We start from the raw sequence: 19,643 nt of genomic DNA on the forward strand, positions 1-19,643 counted from the left end.
TGGTCGTCTTTGAACATGAAGCGTGTAGTACCCAATTTAGCCATAGTTTTGACAGCAGTGGCAGCCGGTATGTTGATACAGGGTTGTGCCGCATCTAACCCGGATTACGATTCAAGTAAGCCTCACCACAGGCCTGATGGCTTCGTCAACTCAGACGGCACTACTGTTTCAAAACCCCTTTCTGACCTTTTGCGATGGTACAAGGAACGCTACGGCAAGGAACTACCTCCCCCGCCTGGCGAGTTTGTGGCCAGCTACGATGACTTTCCGCAAAAATCCTTTGACCAAAGTCAGTTAGACGCCTATTCGGACAAAACAGCCACATGGCTGGGACATGCCACGGTCATGGTGCGTGCGAATGGCTTCACCTTGCTCACAGACCCTCATTTTTCAGTGCGGGCTTTTCCGGTTCAATGGATGGGCCCTTCCCGAAAAGTGCGCTCACCAGCGCGCGTGGAAAACCTGCCCAAAATTGACGCTGTGGTGATCAGCCACAGCCACTACGACCACCTTGATTACAACACGGTGGTCAAGCTGGCGGCCCAGCAACCTGACACGGTTTTTCTGGTGCCACTGGGACTGGAAAAACTGCTGAAAAGTTGGGGAATCAAAAACGTCAAGGAACTGGATTGGTGGGACACCTACTCGATTGGAAACAACCAGATCACCTTCGTTCCTGCTTACCATTGGTCGGCGCGTACCCTGACAGACCGTAACAAATCCCTGTGGGGTGGCTGGACACTGAAAAACCCAGCCCTCAACTTTTATTTTTCAGGAGATACCGGCTACAGCAAAGATTTCGAGGAAATAGGCAAACGCTTGGGGCCTTTCGATTTCAGTGCAATTGCCGTTGGTGCCTATGAACCACGCTGGTTCATGAAGGCTCAGCACATCAACCCTGACGAGGCAGTCAAGATCCACAAAGAGGTGGGCTCGAAACAATCCATGGGCATTCATTGGGGAACGTTTGAGCTGACCGATGAGCCACTTGACCAACCTATCGGAGATGTGAAGAAGGCTTTGACCCTACAAGGGGTTGCTGAATCTGATTTCCGCTTGCTGGGCCATGGCGACACCATTGACCTGAAGTGACTTGACCTCAACAAATGTAAAAAAAAGAAAACTTTGTCTAGGTCAAATCAATTTGTTGAGTTGCGGCATGCAATGGCGAACCAACGCCATGGTCAACACATCATGCAACTGGTCGTCCGTGGCCCGGTCTGAAAGAAAGTGAATACCGGCCACAGTGGCCCAAGCAGATTCAGACACCCTGAATGGCGTGTCCTGTACAACCAGGATCTGTGTGCCGGCAGCGTACAAATCAAGCAAGGTGCTTTGCACCAAGGCGCTTGAACGCTGGAAGCTGGAACGCACCACCACAAGACCCACATTCAGGTTTTCAGCAGCCAGTGCCAGTTCCTTGCCGGTTTGGCGTGGCAAGACCTCGTGCTGGCCCCACACGCGTTCTGAAGACGCACACAGCTTATCCAGCAGTTGCTTGTTGGGTTCGAGTACCACTACGCCGATTGAATCTTGAGCTGCTGCCATTTGTTCGCCTTTTTTGTCTAGGACAACTTTTAGCATTTCACCACAAGCCGATGAAGCGAGCAACCTAAATTACACTATGTGCTCAATTAAGAAACACAATGATGGCTGCGATAACTATTAACGCATAGTTTGAGACATTACGGGCGCAAAGGTTCAAGCCGTTTTATCTGGAAACAGGAAAACACATTGACAATTCCGGACAAACTGCTGGCGGCTTAGCTCAAACCCAGATGCGGCTTTAAAAGCGAGTGCAGACGCAATTCGGCTCGAAGAGTTTTCAGGGTGACCAGCACACCACCAATTCGACGGTGAAGGAAAATGATTTCCTGCGGAGGTATCCTGAAATGCCTGGACATCATCTTGAGTGCGGCTGTTTGACCTACTCGGGCAGGCAGATCCGTGTCACCGAAACGATAAGCGCCACCAGGGGTGTACAAGCGTTCCGGAACAAGAGGGTCGAAAGGCTTACGGAAAGGTTCTACAATCAACTCGGTCAAATCTGCAAACCCCTCGAGGAAATCTCGTGGCGTATCACCGGACATCAAGCCGATTTCAAGTACGCCCTGGGCCACTTCCTTGCGATTGCCCTGTAGCGACCCCCGGACAATTTTGCCGTAGCTCTCGACAAAACTGTTTTGAAAGTTTCGGGTGGCCCCAAAATCCAGGGTAACGATTTGATCGTTTTCACCCTCTGGATCAATCCGTACCCGGTAATTGCCAAAATGTGGGTCAGTTTGCACGAGCTTCCAATCAAAAAACTCGGTCACAAACAATTCCGCAAATGCGTTGGCCAGAGCATTTCGGCGAGCCTGTGATAGGGCCTGAACTTCTTTGGAGGCCACGGAATATCCGGGTTCATAGCGGGTAGTCAATACCCGTTGCGCACAGAATTCCGGGTACACCTTGGGAACGATGAAACGGGGATTGCCCGACAGGCGCTCGTGAAAAGTCTCGGTGAAACGTCGTTCCTGGACATAATCACATTCACGCACCAGCATATCGCGCAATTCGTTGAACACATCGGTTAGGTCCAGTGCCTTTGGCGCCAGCCGAGTGGCGGATATCAAACGGGACAGGGTGCGAATGTCAGTGTCAATGGCACTTGCCACACCCGGGTATTGAATTTTGACCACCACCTGCTCGCCGGTGGCTTTGATGGTCGCCAAATGGGCCTGCCCCAGTGATGCAGCGGCAATTGGCTTGCGCTGAATGTCCAGCTTTGCGATGGTTCGCTCACCCAAGGCATCAATCAGTTGGGGCTCAACAAATGACCACGCCACGGCTGGTGTGTTGTCTTGCAAGGAAGCAAGTACCTCCACAGCCTCTTCCGGCAGGAAATATTGGCCATACAGGGACAACATTTGACCGGCTTTCATGACACTGCCTTTCAGGCGGCCCAACTCATCAGCCAGTTCACGAGCCTGGGACCGGTAGAAGTTTCGGTTGGCCTCATCGCGGGATTCACCGCTCCTGAAGAAGTTACGAACTGTGTGGCCGGCAATTTTGGCACCCGCCCCAACACCCATGCGAGTCAAGGCCACGTTGCGCTCAAAAGCACCAGTCTTGATGCGATCCAGTGTGTTCTCGTCCGAATTGTCGGGTTTGTCCTGCTCAGCCATGCCTGAGAAAATCCTTGCGATTACAAATTAGGTTGGGCCACATTGTAGGGGCTTGCTGCCCCTGGCTGATGAAAAATCACTCTAATGCCAACTACTTCATGAGCTTGCGCAAGGCACCGGGAGTGAAATCACCGGGGCGCACGGACACATTGAATTCAGTGGGTGGTTCTTCATTCTGAAATGCACTGAACACCGATCGTCTTGCATTTAGGTCATGCTGAACCTCACCTGAGGTGTACAGGCCGGGGGCGTTATATGCCTGCATCAGGTACAACATCTTGACGCGCCAAAGCTCGCCCTTGGTGTCGTACTGGTCCATGAGGGCGACGTACCAGCTGTCTTCATCGATGTACATGGTGCGGCGGGAATAAATGTGTTCCGCACCCGGCTTCAGGGTGCCTTCAACCACCCAAACACGGTGCAGCTCAAAACGGGTCAACTCAGGCTTTAGAAAAGCATCGTTGACCATGTTCTCGTACTTGAGGCTTTTGTCGCTTAGCCGGTAGTTGTTGTAGGGAATCAGCATTTCTCGCTTGCCCAACAGCTTCCACTCAAACCGCTCAGGTGAACCGTTAAAGCCATAAATATCATCCACGGTACGCAGCGCATCGCTGTTGCCCGCAGGCGCAGCATGAACCAGTTCCGGCGCGCGCAATACGCGGCGCTGGCCAGAATTCACAACCCAGGCGTTGCGTGCATCGTCCTTGAAGTTGAGCGTGTCCATCACGAGCAAGGCTTCGCCCGACTGTGCAGAGGGCCGGGTTGATTCGCCAATCAGACCAAACAGCAAGGTTGTGCCTGCCTTGCCAATGGCGGGTGCCCAGGCAATGGTCTGGCTGCTGGCAAAAGCCAGGGGCTTGGTGCCATTGCCTGCCACAAAACTGGCTGTATGGGAGCGCATGCTTTGGGCCGGGCGGCGCAACAGCGTATTCCACACGGCTTCCAGACCATTTTTGGGTTCAGGAAAAGGCACGCTCGTAGACTGCACCCCTTCCACGGCCAGGCCACCATGAGCCAGCTTCGGCTTGTTGCCCTCCATGTCGATGCTCATCATCATTTCAGGAGAAAAAGCGGCGGTTCTGTGGGTTTTGTAAACAGGGATGCTGTAACTGGAATAGCGTTTGAGAAGCGCGATTTGCCCTGCCGGCAACAACTTCTCATATTGCGCAAGGTTGGCCTGCGTGATGGTATACAAAGGCTTTTCTGCAGCAAATGGGTCGAGATACCCTTTTTTGGGATCAAACCCCACAGGTGCCTTGGTCAAGCCACCGGTCCATTCCGGAATGGTACCCGCCGCGTTGCCGGCCATTTCAGCACCCAAGGCATTGATCTTGGGACCTTGAGCCCAGGCGCTGTTGCTGCCCAACACAAGGCAAACCACTGAGGCAGCAAGGCCCCGCAATAACATCGACTGCATTTTGTCTCCTGCTTATATTTGGTGTTTTGTCTACTTTACCGCACTGGCGGGGCGCGCAAACAAAACCCGGCAAAAGTCAGCACCTTTGCCAGAACAAGCGGGTATTTGGGCAGCGTAATCGCTGGGCTTCAACACCTGGCAAGCCATCCCCAGGGATTCCATGGCCAACTGCAAATGGCCTGCCGTTTCAAAGTGCAGGTGCACCCTGCCCCTGACAAATACACTCAAACCTGCCACGAAGGCTTGAGCAAGTGGATCTGCGTTCTGGGCCTGCAAGTGAATATCCGAAAGGTAGACGCCGTGCTTGAACTGCGCCAGGGTGTGTGAAATGCGCGCCCAAAGATTCAACACGGAATCCTGGTCGAAGTAATTCAACAAACCTTCAGTCACGATGGCCAAGCCTTTTTTCGGATCAAGCTGGGCGACCAGCGCATCAAGGCTTTCAGGACCTGTGTCTGCAAAGGCGTCCACAACTTGCACATGATGATTGGGGCAGACACTGAGGCGCTGGGCCAACAGCTTTTTTTTCTGGGCAACCATGCCGGGCAAATCGGCTTCGATGTACGTGATTTTGTCGCCATAGCGCTCAACAAACCGGCTGCCACGGGGCGACAGGCCCGCTGCAATTTCGACAACCTGGCTCACCTTTCCAGACTCAATCAACTCGGTCAGGTGATGGTCTATCAGATCGTGACGAGCCAGTAAAAAATCTTCCAGCGTGGGGCCACCCAAACTTCTGGAAAGGAACATGGAAGGTGCCAATGCAATGTGCAAGGCGCTGGCCGGCATGGACTTCAACTCCGGGATTGATCGGCCACTGCTTTGCCAGACCTGCCCTGTGTACAAGGCTGTAGGGCTGATGCGGGCAGCAGTCAACCACTGCGAGGCGATATTTTTAACCAAGGCGACCACCTTTAGGCAAGTGCGTGTTCAAGCAGAGTTTCCAGGGGAACAAATTGCAACGCTGTTTCGTTGGTCCCCTCAAGATACACCGGTGGGGCCACACCTGCCTTGTATGCCTCCAGCCACCGTGAGGCACAGACACACCAGCGGTCGCCAGGTTTCAAACCGACAAAGCGGTATTGCGGCTGGGGGCTGACCAGGTCATTGCCCATGCGCAATTGAAATTCGAGAAACTCCTGGGTGACCTTGGCGCACACCAGGTGGCGCCCCACGTCATTTGGACCGGTGCTGCAGCAACCGTCACGCAGAAAACCGGTCAGGGGCGAATAGGAACAGGCCAGCAGTGGTCCGCCCAGAACATTTTTGTCCTGCTTTTCAGTGACATTTGGCATGGTTTACTTTGACCCGGGAATTGGAACGACAGCCATGGTGAGGCGGGAAATACAAGTCAGCTTGCCTTGATCGTCGTGCAGTTCAATGTTCCAGACCTGCGAACTTTTACCAGCGTGCCACAACGTGGCGGTACCCGTGACTTTGCCGCTTCGCACGCCACGCACGTGGTTGGCATTCACCTCTTGCCCCACACAGTAAAACTTGCTGTTGTCCACCAGCAGATTGGCAGCCACGCTGCCCAGTGTTTCCGCCAGCACCACGTTGGCCCCGCCGTGTACCAGCCCAAAGGGCTGAAACGTACGTTGGTCGGCGGGCATGGTGCCACGAATGAAATCGTGCCCTACTTCGGTGATTTGAATGCCCATGGCCTCGCAGGCCGTGTTTTTGCACATGGCATTCATGTGCTCCAGGTTAGGAGTGGAAAACCAGATAGGTTGCTGATCGTTTTGCATGCTGCGGTGTCTCTTGGGTTTGGTTGTTTTCCATTTTAGGCATGCAAATCAGACTTTGGGAGACACCTCGATGAGTTTGGCCACGGTATTGGACAAATTCAAACCGGTTTCTTCTTTCAGCACAGCACAATTGGCATGCAAATCGGCCTGTGCAGACGTGAAACCTGCACCCACATGGGCCAGCGCAATCACATTGCCGCTGGTGCATGGGGGCAAGGCAATTGCATGACCATCAAAGGCATCCAGCAAGCGCTGTTTGCTTTGCGCAGAATCCTTTTGATTACTCAGCAGATTGCCAACCAGGTAGCCTTGTTCATTCAGACGTGCCTTGCAGTTGAGATAAAACGCGGTGGAATTCAGGGGCCCAACTTTGGCTTTGCCGTCAAAACCATCCACCATGATCAGGTCAAACTGGCGTGTGCTGGTGGTCATGAAATCGGCACCACACGCCACTTCGACCTGAAAATTGGGGGTGAATGGGGGCAACTTGAAATGCATTTGCGCAGCAGCCACCACGGCATGGGAAATTTCAACCACCGTGATTTTGCAATTGGGCCGGTGCTTGTGCAAAAACTTGGGCAAAGCTCCAACACCCAAGCCGATGAACAAGGCACTGCGGGGCCAATTGGGGTCGGGGTTCAACAACAGCGGTGCCATCATTTCCCGCGTGTATTCAAGTTCAAGCGCATAGGGACGAGCAATGCGCATGGCGCCCTGCACCCAGTCACTGCCAAAGTGGAGTTGGCGAACGCCTTTTTCTTCGCTGATCAGTATGTCCATAGGGCGCAAGAATAACTGATTTGCGGATTGTTTTACTCGCCTGTTTATTCAAACAGCGCTTGCCCCATGCGCAATTGGCCCCCCTCTTCCATTCCTGGCACCAGCTTCCAGCTTGGGGGTACAAACAACACGATGGTAGAGCCATGTTCAAACCAGCCCAACTCCTCACCCTTGCGGATGGGTGCGTGGGTGTTTACGCGTTGTGGGCCCGTGTAATTCTGGTTGAACACCTGCCCGGTGCAATGCAGGCGAATGCCCGCCACCAGAATGGCGGCCACCGGCACGATGGCAAACGGTTCGCCTTGAACAGTGTGGCCACTCAACACGGCACGTTCATTTTTACAGAACAGCTTTTCAACACGCTTCAAGGCCACCGGGTTGACATTCCAGGTGTCGCCATGAATGTAATCCACTTGATTGATCACGCCATCAAGCGGCGAATGCATGCGGTGGTACATGCTCGCTGTGATTCGGATGGTGACATAGCGGCAGCCCTGAAATTTCAAGGCCAATTCGGGGTTCACCAAGAGTTCTTCAATGCCGTAGGCAAAGCCTTTCACCTGCAACAGCCTGCCATTTTCAACAATGCCGTGTGCCCCCAGAATGCCGTCGCAGGGGCTGGTGCCCAATGCGGTTGAATCAATTGGACGTGCGCCTGGCTTCAAGGTACGGGTGAAGCAGTCGTGGATGGAATTGAATTGCTTCTTCTGGGCTTCCTGCAAATTCAGGTCAGTAAACTGCTTCCACAACCACAAAGCGGGCTGGGCAAACCACGGGTTTTGGATCTTGCTGATTTTGCCCATCAACCAGGAACTGAACAGCCGCGGAATGCGATTGGTCAACATGAAATTGACACTTTCCTGCAATTGAACGCGCGCAGTTTGAATAGAAGAATGTACCTGAGGATTTTTGTGCAATTTAATCAGCCTGTCACCGAGATGGCGTACAACCATACCTGTTGTATTTGACAGAAATGTGTATGAACCTTGACAACCTGACCTTGATGATTGGCGCCAGTGCCGGCGCTTACCTCGTATTGAAAGCCCATCGGCGACTGCAATTGTCCCGGGCAAAACACCCCGGCTTGAGCGGCCATGTGCGCATGGCCAAGCGTGTGTCGAAGCTGATTCCGCATTACAGCCTTGAAGGGGATGCGTTTTTTGACTGCGACAATGCCGGCACAGTGATTGCCAATAAGCGTCATGACGGCTTTCATCGCCTGTCAGCCAGCCTGTTGCAGCGTTCACCACAAGGCAAGCATTTGCTTGAACAGGCCATTTCCAGTATTTCAGATGCACAATTCACCCACCGTTATCGAGTGCCTTTTCAATTCCGCACCATGGTGAATGCACACCTGCTGCCTGCCCTGTTCCTGAAAAAATCGGAAGGTGTGCGACTGTGGGACGTGGATGGCAACGAATACATCGACGTGACAGGTGCATATGGCACCAACCTGCTGGGCTATGACATTTACAAGTCTTTCATTCGCCAGGCCGCGCAGGACATGGATGAACTGGGGCCAGTGCTTGGGCCATACCACCCCGTGGTGCTGGACAACACGCGCAGAATTCTGGCCTTGGCGGGCCAGGATGAAATTTCATACCACATGAGCGGCACTGAGGCCGTGATGCAAGCGGTTCGACTTGCCCAGTACCACACTGGAAAACAGCGGATTGTGCGTTTTGCAGGTGCATACCATGGCTGGTGGGGCGATGTACAACCCGGCATTGGCAACCCGGTGAGCGCCGACCGCACCCTGACCTTGCAGGAAATGAGCCAGCGCACCTTGCAGGTGTTGGCCAGCCGCAAAGACATTGCCTGTGTCTTGGCGAACCCGCTGCAGGCCTTGCACCCCAATGCCAATGCACCGGGTGATTCGGCTTTGATCAGTAGCGGCCGCAAGGCAGGTTATGACAAGGAGGCCTACACCCGTTGGCTGAAGCAGTTGAGGCAGGTGTGTACCGCCAATGGCATTGTGCTGATTCTGGATGAAGTGTTCCTGGGTTTCCGCCTGGCCAAAGGGGGTGCACAGGACTATTTTGGTGTGCGCGCCGACATGGTGACTTACGGCAAAACACTGGGAGGCGGTTTGCCTGTCGGGGTGCTGTGTGGCAAGGCCGAGTTGATGAAGCGTTACCGAACCGACAAACCTGCTGACATCTGTTTTGCGCGGGGCACGTTCAATTCACAACCCTATGTGATGCAAACCATGAACCTGTTCTTGAAACACATTGACAGCCCGGACGTTGAGCGCATGTATCAAACCGTAGATACCCTGTGGAACAGCCGGCGCGCTGCCTTGAACAAACGGTTAAGCGAACTGGAATTGCCCGTGGAGGTGCAAAACATGACTTCCATATTCACGATTTTGTACAACACGCCATCGCGATTCAACTGGATGTTCCAGTTTTACCTGCTACAGGCGGGTGTGATGCTGAGCTGGGTGGGTTCCGGGAGAATGATATTCAGCCACAACTACTCGGACATTGATTTTGATGTGTTCAGCGACCGCTTCATTGAAGCGGCCCGCTGCATGCAGGCCGATGGCTGGTGGGAAACCGGCGAGGCCTGCAACAGCAACAAGAAAATTCAGCGTCGTGTACTCAAGGAAACCTGGCGGGCCTTGACGTCGTCCATGGGATCAATCAACTGGCCTTTGAGCAAGTAGAAAGGAGACTTGTAGTAAATCTTCACATCGTGGAATGGGTCGGTGATAATTTTCAAGGCCCAAACCAAACCTGTTTCAATGTCACGAATGAAAAACAGGTGAACGGTTCGAAACACCAAACCACCCAAGCCCAGCCACAACCACGATTCACCCACACTGCGCACAAAACTTGTCATGTCGGCACCCGTGGGTGGCAAGCCGAAAGTGGCCGGGCTGAACCAGATCAGAATCGGCAGTGCACCCCAAATGCTCAGCAGCACGATTTTGCGACGCAGGTTGTAGCCAACCTTGATGTCTTCCTTGTGATCGTGCGTGGCGTCGTTGACGTAATCGTATGTTTTGGGCTCGAAGAAAAAATGCCCGATCTGACGACTCGTCATGGCAACGAGCCAAGCCACCAATGCAGCAGACACTGGGTCAATGAACAACAAGACATAACCAAACAGGAAGGACAAGGCACTCAGCAAGTGCAGGCTTTGATTGATGCGGCTGTGGTGGTAGTAACGGTGGTCATCCCAACGCTGTTCGTGCAAAGTCTCGAAGATTTTTTTCATGTGGTCTGTCATAAAGAGAGTTTTAAAAAAGTGCTAACCTCTCTTTATGCCAGCGTGGTGTTGCGGTTTTATGTCGAAACAATTTTCGGGTCGCTTGCACGACTGCGCGACTTTGCCTCAATTAGCGCGAGTCTGCTTCAATCAGCGCGAATCCCAATCATTCGCCAGAAAACCTGTTGATCCCTTTTTGAAATTCACCCTGACTCACCTCGCTCGGCAAAAAAGCGAGCCGAGGCTCGGTGTCGGCCGTTGGCCGATCGTGGCGTGTGAATTCAAATGGGCAGGTTTTCTTGAAGGCGAAACGATTGGGACATCGCTGCTGATTGCGCCACGCACCTGTGATAAACGAGCGGCTGTTGTCTGATCATGCACCTGTTCAATCCCGGAGAGGTTGGATGCTCGCAGGCGCTGGTGATTCAGCCACCTTGGCGGTCGGTTCGCCTGTTTCGCACATTCAGAAAACTGCCCCGTTTGAACCTTGGCTTGCATGGTCGCCCAAGGGGCGACGCAGTGGCCCGACCGCGCTTTATTGTCGGGCCTATGCGAATGCAAAGCCTTGGTTCAAAAAGGGATCAGCTGTTTTCAGTGCGAAATCTGGGGAACCACGCTGAGGTGGCTCATAAGCAATGTTGCAAACTCAGGCGAGCCACTCCGCGGTGGCTCATCATCAAAGTTGCGGAGTCACCGCCCCAACTCGCCTCTCGCAATCATTTCCTTCATGATTTCCGAAGTGCCCGCATAAATAGTTTGAACCCGTGCATCGGTGAAGAAACGTGAAATTGGGTATTCCTCGGTGTAGCCATATCCACCGAATAACTGCAGGCACTCGTGCGTCAGTTTTACCTGCAACTCGGTGGAGGTCAGCTTCAGGATAGAGGCTTCTTCAGTGGTCATTGCACCGACTTTGAAACGCGCTTCACACTGTTTCAGATAGGATTTTGCCAATTCAAGCTGGGCCCGCAGTTCAGCCATTTTGAATCGGGTGTTCTGGAACTGCGCCACGGTGCTGCCAAAGGCTTTGCGCTGTTTGACATAATCTGCAGTAATCGCCATGGCACCTTCGCAGGCACCAATCGCTTGAGAACCAAGTCCCAGTCGCTCGCGGGGCAGTTCCTGCATCAGGTAAATGAAGCCCTTGTTCTCTTCGCCCAGCAGTGCATTGGCGGGGACACGCAGGTTGTCAAAAAACAGTTCAGCCGTGTCGTTGGAATGCTGGCCCATTTTCTTGATGCCCTTGCCTTTCTTGAAGCCCGGCAAGCTGCTGTCCACCAAAAACAGGCTGATGCCCTTTGCACCCTTGGTGGTGTCGGTTTTGGCAGCCAGCACAATCAACCCGCAATGCAGACCGTTGGTGATGAAAGTTTTGGAACCGTTGATGACCCACTCGTCACCATCGCGAACCGCGTTGGTGCGCATGCCAGCCAGGTCGCTGCCTGCGCCCGGTTCGGTCATACCGATGGAACCAACCACTTCACCAGTGACCATGCGGGGCAGCCATTGTGCTTTCTGTTCAGCGGTACCCAAGTTGTTGATGTAGGGCATCACGATGTTGGCATGCACGTTAAGTGCCGTGCTCAATGAGTGCAGGTTCAACCGGCAGGTTTCTTCAAGGATCATCAGGGCGACTTCAAATGGCGCACCGGCTGCACCAAATTCTTCGGGCATGTCGGGGCCCAGCATGCCGGCGGCACCCAGCATGAGCCAGGCCTCCTTGGGCATCCAACCGTCTTTTTCCCATTGGTCGTAATGAGGAATCACTTCCTTTTCCAGACAACGCAACAGCATGTCCCGAAACAGGGTGATGTCTTCATTGTCAGCGGACTGAAGTTGATTCACGGATTGGTCTATTGCGCCCATGATGATTCCTTTGTTCAATTGCTCTTGTTACTTGGCCTGCATGCGGATGCTGCCGTCGATACGGATGGTTTCGCCGTTCAGGTAGTTGTTTTCAACAATGCTGACGCACAGGCGGCCGTATTCTGCAGGTGCACCGAAGCGTTTGGGGTTTTGAACCATGGCGATCAGTGGCTGGCGGTATTCTTCAGAAACGCCTTGCATCATCGGGGTGTCGAAAATGCCGGGGGCGATGGTCATCACGCGAATGCCGTAACGGCCAAGGTCACGGGCCATGGGCAAGGTCATGCCTACCACACCGCCCTTGCTGGCGGAGTATGCGGCCTGGCCGGTTTGGCCATCAAAGGCTGCAACAGATGCGGTGTTGATGATGACGCCGCGCTGACCATCTTCATCAGGTGCATTCTTGGCCATGGCTTCAGCAGCCAGGCTGGAAATGTTGAAGGTGCCAATCAGGTTGATGTTGATGGTTTTTGCAAAGGCTTCCAGCGGCAATGCCTTGCTGTCGCGGTCCAGCGTTTTGCCAGCAGTGCCCACACCAGCACAGTTCACGGCAATATGAATGGCGCCAAAAGCAGCCAGTGTTGCATCAATGCCAGCACGTGCCGAAGCCGCATCGGCAACGTTTACTTTCTGGAAAATCACTTTGCCGGGGTGTGCCGCTTCAGCAGCTTTGCCCGCATCTTCGTTCATGTCAAACACGGCCACTTTGGCACCGGCAGCAACAAACTGCTCAACAGTTGACAAACCCAAACCAGACGCACCACCCGTGACCACGGCCACCAAATTATTCAAATTCATTGAAAGTCTCCTTGACTGCTGTTTTTGTAAAGTAAACAGTAGATTAACGCAGAATGAGTTGGCTTGGAGGGAAGCAGATTCGAACGAACGTTCGTTTTTTAATTTTTTTGTGACCTGCCCTTTTTCAACTCGACATTCAGGTAGCGCCAGAAGTCGGCCGCCACCGGCGAGGGCCTTTTGCCATTGGGCCGCACAGTGTACCAGTTGGCATGTATCGGGAAGCTTTGAACATTCAAGGTCGTCAAATCCTGGGTTGCCGACCCCGCATTCAGAGCGTGCTCCGACAACACCGCCAGGCCCATACCCGCCTGTACTGCCTGCTTGATTGCCTCATTACTGCCCAGTTCAAGCCTGACAACCGGTTCGAAGCCGAGTTGTTCGAAATGAGAATCGCACGCCAGGCGAGTGCCTGAACCCCGTTCCCGCAGAATGAAGGGATAGCGGGTCAACTCGGTGTGCTTGATCCGTTTGCGCTGCGCCAAAGGATGACCCAAGGGGGCAACCACCTGCAATGAATTGGTCATGAAGGCTTTGGCTTCCACGTCCAGGTTGGCCGGGGGTTTGGACATGATGTACAGGTCGTCGAGGTTGTGTTCCAGCCGTTGAACGACACCGTTGCGATTCAATACTTCAAGTGCAATGTCCACCTCGGGATACCTGGCACAAAAGTCACCAAGCAAGCCCGGCACAAAATACTCTGCCGTACTGACCACGGCCACGGTCAACTTGCCGCGCCGAAAACCCTTGATGTCGTCAATACGCTGCTGAAAACCTTCCAGCTCGTTGAGCATGGCCCTCGCTGTGGCTTCCAGTTCAATACCTGCAGGCGTCAGAAAGATGGCTTTGCCAATGACTTCGTACAAAGGCAAACCCACGGACTCAGACAGCTCTTTCATCTGCATGGACACCGTGGGCTGCGTGACATGAAAATGCCGCGCCACCGCGGTGAGGCTTTTCAGGCGGGCAAGCGCGGTGAACAGGTGCAACTGCCGAAGGGTCAGATTCATAATCTTTTGATGATGATTAATCGTATTTTTCTGATTTTACATGATAAATACATTTGCTTAGCATGGGCGCACTTTCATCAAGGCAGACCCCATGAACAACTTCACCGACCCCGCAATCCTGTTTTTCCTGCTCGGCATTTTCAGTGGGCTGGTCAAATCAAACCTGGAAATTCCAGCGCAGGTCAGCCGATTTTTGTCCCTGTACCTGCTGATGGCCCTGGGCTTGAAAGGTGGCTTCGCCTTGCACGAATCCGGGTTCAACACCCAGGTGCTGGGCGGCCTGGGGGCGGCGGTGGTACTGGCTGTGCTGGTTCCCTTGATCAGCTACCCGATTTTGAAACGTTGTACCTCGGCGTTTGATGCAGCAGCCATTGCAGCAACCTATGGATCGGTCAGTGCGGTGACATTCATTACAGCGGTGCAATTTCTTGAAAAATCCGAAATCGCGTACGGCGGGCACATGGCGGCAGCCATGGCGCTGATGGAGTCGCCTGCGATCATTCTCGCGGTGCTATTCGCCAACATGGCGAGAAAGCAGGCCAAAGGCGCTGGCGCTGAAACTGTGCCAGGCAAGGGATTTGGCCACCTGCTGCAGGAATCGTTCACGGAAGGTGCGCAACTGTTGCTGCTGGGCGCGATGCTGATCGGTTTCATGAGCGGCAGTGCCGGCAAGGAAGCCATGCAACCCTTCACCGGCGACCTGTTCAAAGGCATGTTGGCTTTCTTTCTGCTCGACATGGGCCTTACCACAGCCAAACACCTGCCGAAGTTGAAAGCCGTGTCCAAGTGGATGATCGCCTACGCGGTGCTTGCGCCGCTGGCCCACGCCACCTTGGCCTGGTTACTGGCTCAGGCAATTGGTGCCAGTGTGGGTGACACTGCCCTGCTGATGGTGCTGGCGGCCAGTGCATCTTACATTGCAGTGCCCGCTGTGGTGAGGTACGCCATTCCGGAAGCCAACCCCAGCCTGTACGTGGGGTTGTCGTTGGGCATTACTTTTCCTTTGAATATTCTGGTGGGTATTCCGGTTTATGTGCAGTGGGCGGGGGTGCAGATTGGCTAATCACAAAAAGTGAACACGCATACCTAAACTTGTTGTCTGAATCCCTATCAAATAGATTTCCATGATCGCAATTCATTGGAACCCTTATGCCAACCAAGGCAATCTGTCATCACTTTCACAGAGATATTATTCTTCCAACCCTTGAAACCATGAAGATGGGCGGGGACAACATCGCTGAACTGTTACTTGGAACTGCGTTGGTGGAAAGTAGATTAACCTGGAGAAAGCAAATGGCTAACGGGCCAGCGAGAGGCCTGTACCAAATGGAGATGGCCACGCACGATGACATTTGGAACAATTACCTGGCCTTCCGAAAACCCCTTGCAGACAAGGTTCTGCAATTCAAGACAGCACATGACGCAGACCCAGAGCATGAACTGATTAACAATGATCAGTATGGAACTGCCATGGCGCGAGTGCATTACGCCAGAGTTCGAGAAGGCATCCCAGAATCCGGTGATATTGAGGCAATGGCGAATTACTGGAAAAAATATTACAACACGATGCTTGGTAAAGGATTTCCAGACAAATACATTGAAGTCTGGAATCAAACTGTCGGGGAGCTGACTTGCAATGTTGAATAAAAGCCTGTTAGTTGTGAGTCTGTTTCTGCTCCCACCGCACCCAATACTTGCAGAACAAATCAAGTTTCTGAATGAACCTGTGCTTTATTTCGCAAACACCCACGACTTGACGGTAAACGAGGAAGCCCCATCTACACTGGAATCGTTTGTCAGAAACTGGTCTCAATTTGAAATTCTGGTCCCCAAAGATCAATTTCCAATTGACGCACCAAATTGTAAACAGACCGTGCAGATAAGATTCAAGGGAATAGAACCTCTCAACAACATGGCATCAGTTACTCAGAAAGCTCGATGGGATTTGTTGGAAAAAATCAGGAACAAAGTCGATAGAAACGTGGCGCCTTTGATTGTTGCAGTGGATACCAGCCGATACGTAAATCGGCTTGAAAATGGAAAGCTCAGATTGAGCTACTGCAATGTCTTCATTGACGAAATAAAGCTTCAATGAGGTATCCCATCTCAATAAAGCAGGCAAATGACAGCGTGTTTGGTGTTGTAGTTCCTGATTTGCCAGGCGGCTAAAGCCGCTGGCGAAACCCGCTCCGGTTTCATTGCGCACCTTGCACTGCGTGGACAACATGACTTCACCCCAACAACTCAATCCCCACCAGTTCCCGCGCGCAAACTTCACGCATCACCGCAACAAAATCTGCGGTGTAGTGCTTGCCTGCAATGGCTTTAGGCAAGGCTGCATACAGGGTTGATGTCAAACCCTTTCTACCCAAGGGAACCTGCGCCACATATCCCCGGTCCACGTAACCTTTCACAGCCCAGGCAGGCAAGGCCGACAGGCCGCGCTTGCTGGCCACCAACTGCAACAGGGCCACGGTCAGTTCGCTGCTGCGGCGTTTAACCTGCACACCGGCAGGTGTCAGGAAATGCTTGATAACATCGAGCATGTCGTCGGGCACCGGGTAGGTCAACAGGGTTTGGTCAGCGAAATCAGAGGGCTTCAGGTACGCACGCTTGGCCAGTTTTGAATCCACCGGCACCACGCCCACCATTTCAAAGCGAAACAGGGGAAAGGACACAATGCCCTCTTCTTCGCACAGCTCGGACACAATGGCCAGTTCAGCCTCACCCTTGTGCAGCAGGCCAACCGGGTCGGCGTGAAAACCCGACACGATGTCCAGCTCAACTTCCGGCCACCGGTTGCGGTACACGTCCATCGAGGGCATCAGCCAGTCAAAACAGGTGTGGCATTCCACAGCAACCCGCAAAGGGCCGCCAGCACCCTGCTTCATTTGAAGAATATCCAGCTCGGCTTGGTCAACTTGCCCAAGTACCTGCCCGGCCAATTGCAATAAACGCTGCCCCACCAGGCTGAAGCGGCTTTGCCCGCCCTGCTTGTACACCAGCTCTTCGCCAAACCATTCTTCAAGTGCCTTGACTTGATGCGACACCGCACTTTGGGTAATACACAGCACATCGGCAGCCCGGCTTAAGCTACCTGTCTGCTCAATTGCTTTCAATGTGCGCAGGTGGCGCAATTCAAGAATACTTTTCGACATGAATTTTATTCACTATTTCTCGTAATATTATTCGTTTGAATAATACTACTCTTCAGCCGATCATGATGTTTTACTTGCGAAAGAACCGACATCATGATCAAGACACACACATTGGGTTTTCCCAGAATTGGTGAGAACCGCGAACTCAAATTTGCACTGGAAGACTATTGGCGCGGGGACGCGAGCGAAGAAAGCCTGCAGGCTACCGCGTCCACCTTGCGCCTGAAGCACTGGAAAGCCCAAATAGATTCCGGGCTGGATTTCATCACTGTGGGCGATTTTTCCTTTTACGATCAAATGGCCGATCACATTCAACTGTTGGGCTGCGAACCACAGCGCTTTGCGTTCGCCAATGAACAGGCTCCCTTGCAGCGCTATTTCACCATGGTGCGCGGAAAAGCTGAAAACCACGGTGGCTGCAACCACGCGCATGGTTCGAGCGCACATGGCTTACATCCACAAGAAACCCATGCACTTGAAATGACCAAGTGGTTCGACACGAATTACCACTACATGGTGCCGGAATTCAATGCGAGCACACAGTTCAAAGCACACGCCGGCAACTTGCTTGCACAACTTGAGCAAGCCAAAACACTGAACCACCCGGTCAAGGTCAGTTTGATTGGTCCACTGACTTTCCTCTTCCTGGGAAAAAGCAAGCAGGCCGGGTTCGATCAACTGGATTTGCTGGATCAACTGCTGCCCGTGTATGGCCAAATTCTGAGCACCTTGAAGTTACAAGGCGTGGAATGGGTACAACTGGACGAACCGATTCTTGGGCTTGATTTGCCCGGCCCCTGGCTGGCCGCCTATGAGCGCAGTTACCTGCAATTGAAAACCAGTGGTGTCAAAATTTTGCTGGCCACCTACTTTTCAAGTACTCAGGGCCACACCAGCATCGCTTGCAAACTGCCGGTAGATGGCTTGCACGTGGATTGTGTTCGTGCTGAAGAAGACCTGCCCCTCATCATTGACTGGTTGCCCAACTACAAGGTGTTGTCGCTGGGCATCGTGGATGGACGCAACATCTGGAAAACCGATTTGAACCCGGCTCTTCAGCACATTCTCAAGGCTTTTGATGCAGGCAAGGGCGAAGTGTGGATTGCGCCCAGTTGCTCGTTGTTGCATGTGCCATACCGATTCAGCAATGACACCCGTGTGAATCTGCAGGTGTTGCCCTGGCTGGCCGGGGCCATTGAAAAACTGGAAGAAATTGAATTGCTGAAGCAGGCTGCCAAAAACCAATTGCAGGGAAAATCACTGACAGGTGCATTGGCCAATATCTGGAATACCCACCAGGACCTGGTGAAGCAGCGCAGGAACAGCCCTTTGTTGAACAACCCGGAGGTCAAAGCGAGAATAAGCAGCATTGCGCCCACAGCTGACCAGCGACACAGTGAATTCGCCGTGCGCCAACAGTTGCAACGGGAGCGATTCAACTTGCCGGCCTACCCAACCACCACAATCGGCTCTTTTCCACAAACCAGGAACATTCGAAACCTGCGTGCCCGGTTCAGAACAGGCGAGATTGATGAAGCGACCTATTGGCAACACATCAGCCAGGAAATCCGCCAGGCCATCGACTTTCAGGAACGCATCGGTCTGGATGTACTTGTGCACGGTGAAGCCGAACGCAACGACATGGTGGAGTACTTCGGCGAGCAACTGGAAGGATTTACCTTCTCGGCCAATGGCTGGGTTCAAAGTTATGGCTCGCGGTGTGTCAAACCGCCGATATTGTTTGGCGATGTAGCCCGCCCGAAACCCATGACAGTGGATGTGGCAGCCTTTGCACAAAGCTTGAGCGAAAAGCCGGTGAAAGGCATGCTGACAGGACCAGTGACGATTCTTCAGTGGAGCTTCGTGCGCAACGACCAGGCACGTGCAACCACCGCGCTGCAAATTGCTTACGCCATTCGGGACGAAGTGGCCGATCTTGAGCAGGCGGGCATTGGCATGATTCAAATTGACGAGCCTGCCTACCGGGAAGGCCTGCCGCTGCGCAAAGCCCGCTGGAACGACTACCTTGAGTGGGCCAGCAAGGCATTTCGCATTTCGGCCAGCCCGGTTCGGGACGACACGCAGATTCACACCCACATGTGCTATTCGGAATTCAATGACATTCTGCCGGCCATCGCGGCAATGGATGCGGACGTGATCACCATCGAAACCAGCCGTTCCGACATGGAGTTGCTGCGTGGCTTTGGTGAATTCGATTATCCCAATGAAATTGGCCCGGGCGTGTACGACATTCATTCCCCCCGCGTGCCCAAGCAGGCAGAAATTGTTCGCCTGATCAGAAAGGCTGCGCAGGTTATTCCACCGGAAAATCTGTGGGTCAACCCGGATTGTGGCTTGAAAACGCGAGGCTGGGAGGAAACGGAGGCAGCACTCACAGTCATGGTGAAAGCCACCGAGCAGTTGCGCTGCGAACTTGAGACTCAAAACAAGGCTGAAAAAACTGCAGCATAATTGCTGCGATGGGGGCC

The 19,643-nt window shown here is 53.2% G+C and carries 20 protein-coding genes; 6 read left to right on the plus strand and 14 right to left on the minus strand.

The features are described from left to right. Nucleotides 1-15: 15 nt before the first annotated feature. Nucleotides 16-1,092: an MBL fold metallo-hydrolase gene (locus RGQ30_RS08600; protein WP_130556309.1), complete on the plus strand. Its 1,077-nt coding sequence runs from the start codon at nucleotides 16-18 to the stop codon at nucleotides 1,090-1,092. Between the two features lie 42 nt (nucleotides 1,093-1,134). Here the strand turns inward: RGQ30_RS08600 and RGQ30_RS08605 are convergent, their stop codons facing one another. From RGQ30_RS08605 to asd, 8 genes are all read right to left on the minus strand, one after another. After that, on the minus strand, nucleotides 1,135-1,548 hold the full coding sequence (locus RGQ30_RS08605; RefSeq protein ID WP_130556308.1) for a hypothetical protein: 414 nt from the start codon (nucleotides 1,546-1,548) through the stop codon (nucleotides 1,135-1,137). A 215-nt stretch (nucleotides 1,549-1,763) separates the two neighbouring features. Next, entirely contained in the window at nucleotides 1,764-3,167 is a 1,404-nt protein-coding gene (locus tag RGQ30_RS08610; protein WP_130556307.1) for an ABC1 kinase family protein, read from the minus strand. Nucleotides 3,168-3,258: 91 nt separating this feature from the next. Further along, a complete protein-coding gene (locus tag RGQ30_RS08615) occupies nucleotides 3,259-4,584 on the minus strand; it encodes a DUF1329 domain-containing protein (RefSeq protein WP_130556306.1) in 1,326 nt (441 codons plus the stop codon). A 30-nt stretch (nucleotides 4,585-4,614) separates the two neighbouring features. Continuing rightward, nucleotides 4,615-5,487, minus strand: a complete 873-nt coding sequence (locus RGQ30_RS08620) for a class I SAM-dependent methyltransferase (RefSeq protein WP_130556305.1) — start codon at nucleotides 5,485-5,487, stop codon at nucleotides 4,615-4,617. 11 nt (nucleotides 5,488-5,498) lie between these two features. Further along, nucleotides 5,499-5,879, minus strand: coding sequence for a DUF2237 family protein (locus tag RGQ30_RS08625; RefSeq protein WP_130556304.1), 381 nt, complete (start codon nucleotides 5,877-5,879; stop codon nucleotides 5,499-5,501). A gap of 3 nt (nucleotides 5,880-5,882) precedes the next feature. Further along, complete coding sequence (locus tag RGQ30_RS08630; protein ID WP_130556303.1) at nucleotides 5,883-6,332, minus strand: hotdog fold thioesterase; 450 nt, start codon at nucleotides 6,330-6,332, stop codon at nucleotides 5,883-5,885. Between the two features lie 48 nt (nucleotides 6,333-6,380). Continuing rightward, nucleotides 6,381-7,112: a fused MFS/spermidine synthase gene (locus tag RGQ30_RS08635; RefSeq protein ID WP_130556302.1), complete on the minus strand. Its 732-nt coding sequence runs from the start codon at nucleotides 7,110-7,112 to the stop codon at nucleotides 6,381-6,383. Nucleotides 7,113-7,156: 44 nt separating this feature from the next. Continuing rightward, nucleotides 7,157-7,957, minus strand: a complete 801-nt coding sequence (gene asd, locus RGQ30_RS08640) for an archaetidylserine decarboxylase (RefSeq protein WP_298217174.1) — start codon at nucleotides 7,955-7,957, stop codon at nucleotides 7,157-7,159. A 134-nt stretch (nucleotides 7,958-8,091) separates the two neighbouring features. On the opposite strand from asd, the gene RGQ30_RS08645 reads away from it, so the two are divergent. Next, the gene (locus RGQ30_RS08645; RefSeq protein WP_130556300.1) at nucleotides 8,092-9,780 is read left to right on the plus strand and encodes an aminotransferase class III-fold pyridoxal phosphate-dependent enzyme; all 1,689 of its coding nucleotides are present in this window, start codon (nucleotides 8,092-8,094) and stop codon (nucleotides 9,778-9,780) included. Here the strand turns inward: RGQ30_RS08645 and RGQ30_RS08650 are convergent. Beyond that, entirely contained in the window at nucleotides 9,702-10,334 is a 633-nt protein-coding gene (locus tag RGQ30_RS08650; RefSeq protein WP_130556299.1) for a hypothetical protein, read from the minus strand. The genes RGQ30_RS08645 and RGQ30_RS08650 overlap by 79 nt on opposite strands. 70 nt (nucleotides 10,335-10,404) lie before the next feature. Here RGQ30_RS08650 and RGQ30_RS08655 point away from each other — a divergent pair, with 70 nt between their 5' ends. Further along, nucleotides 10,405-10,698, plus strand: a complete 294-nt coding sequence (locus tag RGQ30_RS08655; RefSeq protein ID WP_130556298.1) for a hypothetical protein — start codon at nucleotides 10,405-10,407, stop codon at nucleotides 10,696-10,698. 317 nt (nucleotides 10,699-11,015) lie between these two features. Here the strand turns inward: RGQ30_RS08655 and RGQ30_RS08660 are convergent, their stop codons facing one another. From RGQ30_RS08660 to RGQ30_RS08670, 3 genes are all read right to left on the minus strand, one after another. After that, the gene (locus RGQ30_RS08660; protein ID WP_130556297.1) at nucleotides 11,016-12,191 is read right to left on the minus strand and encodes an acyl-CoA dehydrogenase family protein; all 1,176 of its coding nucleotides are present in this window, start codon (nucleotides 12,189-12,191) and stop codon (nucleotides 11,016-11,018) included. A gap of 27 nt (nucleotides 12,192-12,218) precedes the next feature. Then, nucleotides 12,219-12,989, minus strand: coding sequence for an SDR family NAD(P)-dependent oxidoreductase (locus RGQ30_RS08665; RefSeq protein WP_130556296.1), 771 nt, complete (start codon nucleotides 12,987-12,989; stop codon nucleotides 12,219-12,221). A gap of 98 nt (nucleotides 12,990-13,087) precedes the next feature. After that, nucleotides 13,088-13,996, minus strand: a complete 909-nt coding sequence (locus RGQ30_RS08670) for a LysR family transcriptional regulator (RefSeq protein WP_130556295.1) — start codon at nucleotides 13,994-13,996, stop codon at nucleotides 13,088-13,090. Nucleotides 13,997-14,087: 91 nt separating this feature from the next. On the opposite strand from RGQ30_RS08670, the gene RGQ30_RS08675 reads away from it, so the two are divergent. Together RGQ30_RS08675 and RGQ30_RS08680 are read left to right on the plus strand one after the other, a co-directional pair. Next, entirely contained in the window at nucleotides 14,088-15,059 is a 972-nt protein-coding gene (locus tag RGQ30_RS08675; RefSeq protein WP_130556294.1) for a sodium-dependent bicarbonate transport family permease, read from the plus strand. A gap of 86 nt (nucleotides 15,060-15,145) precedes the next feature. Further along, on the plus strand, nucleotides 15,146-15,643 hold the full coding sequence (locus RGQ30_RS08680; RefSeq protein WP_130556293.1) for a hypothetical protein: 498 nt from the start codon (nucleotides 15,146-15,148) through the stop codon (nucleotides 15,641-15,643). A 271-nt stretch (nucleotides 15,644-15,914) separates the two neighbouring features. Here the strand turns inward: RGQ30_RS08680 and RGQ30_RS08685 are convergent, their stop codons facing one another. Then, a complete protein-coding gene (locus RGQ30_RS08685) occupies nucleotides 15,915-16,223 on the minus strand; it encodes a hypothetical protein (protein ID WP_130556292.1) in 309 nt (102 codons plus the stop codon). 4 nt (nucleotides 16,224-16,227) lie between these two features. After that, nucleotides 16,228-17,154 (minus strand): LysR family transcriptional regulator, encoded by a 927-nt coding sequence (locus tag RGQ30_RS08690; RefSeq protein ID WP_130556291.1) that lies wholly within the window; start codon nucleotides 17,152-17,154, stop codon nucleotides 16,228-16,230. Between the two features lie 93 nt (nucleotides 17,155-17,247). On the opposite strand from RGQ30_RS08690, the gene metE reads away from it, so the two are divergent. Then, nucleotides 17,248-19,626, plus strand: coding sequence for a 5-methyltetrahydropteroyltriglutamate--homocysteine S-methyltransferase (gene metE / locus RGQ30_RS08695; protein WP_298217170.1), 2,379 nt, complete (start codon nucleotides 17,248-17,250; stop codon nucleotides 19,624-19,626). The last annotated feature ends 17 nt before the right edge of the window (nucleotides 19,627-19,643 follow it).

This window comes from Limnobacter thiooxidans, assembly GCF_036323495.1.
GTDB classification, from domain to species: domain Bacteria; phylum Pseudomonadota; class Gammaproteobacteria; order Burkholderiales; family Burkholderiaceae_B; genus Limnobacter; species Limnobacter thiooxidans.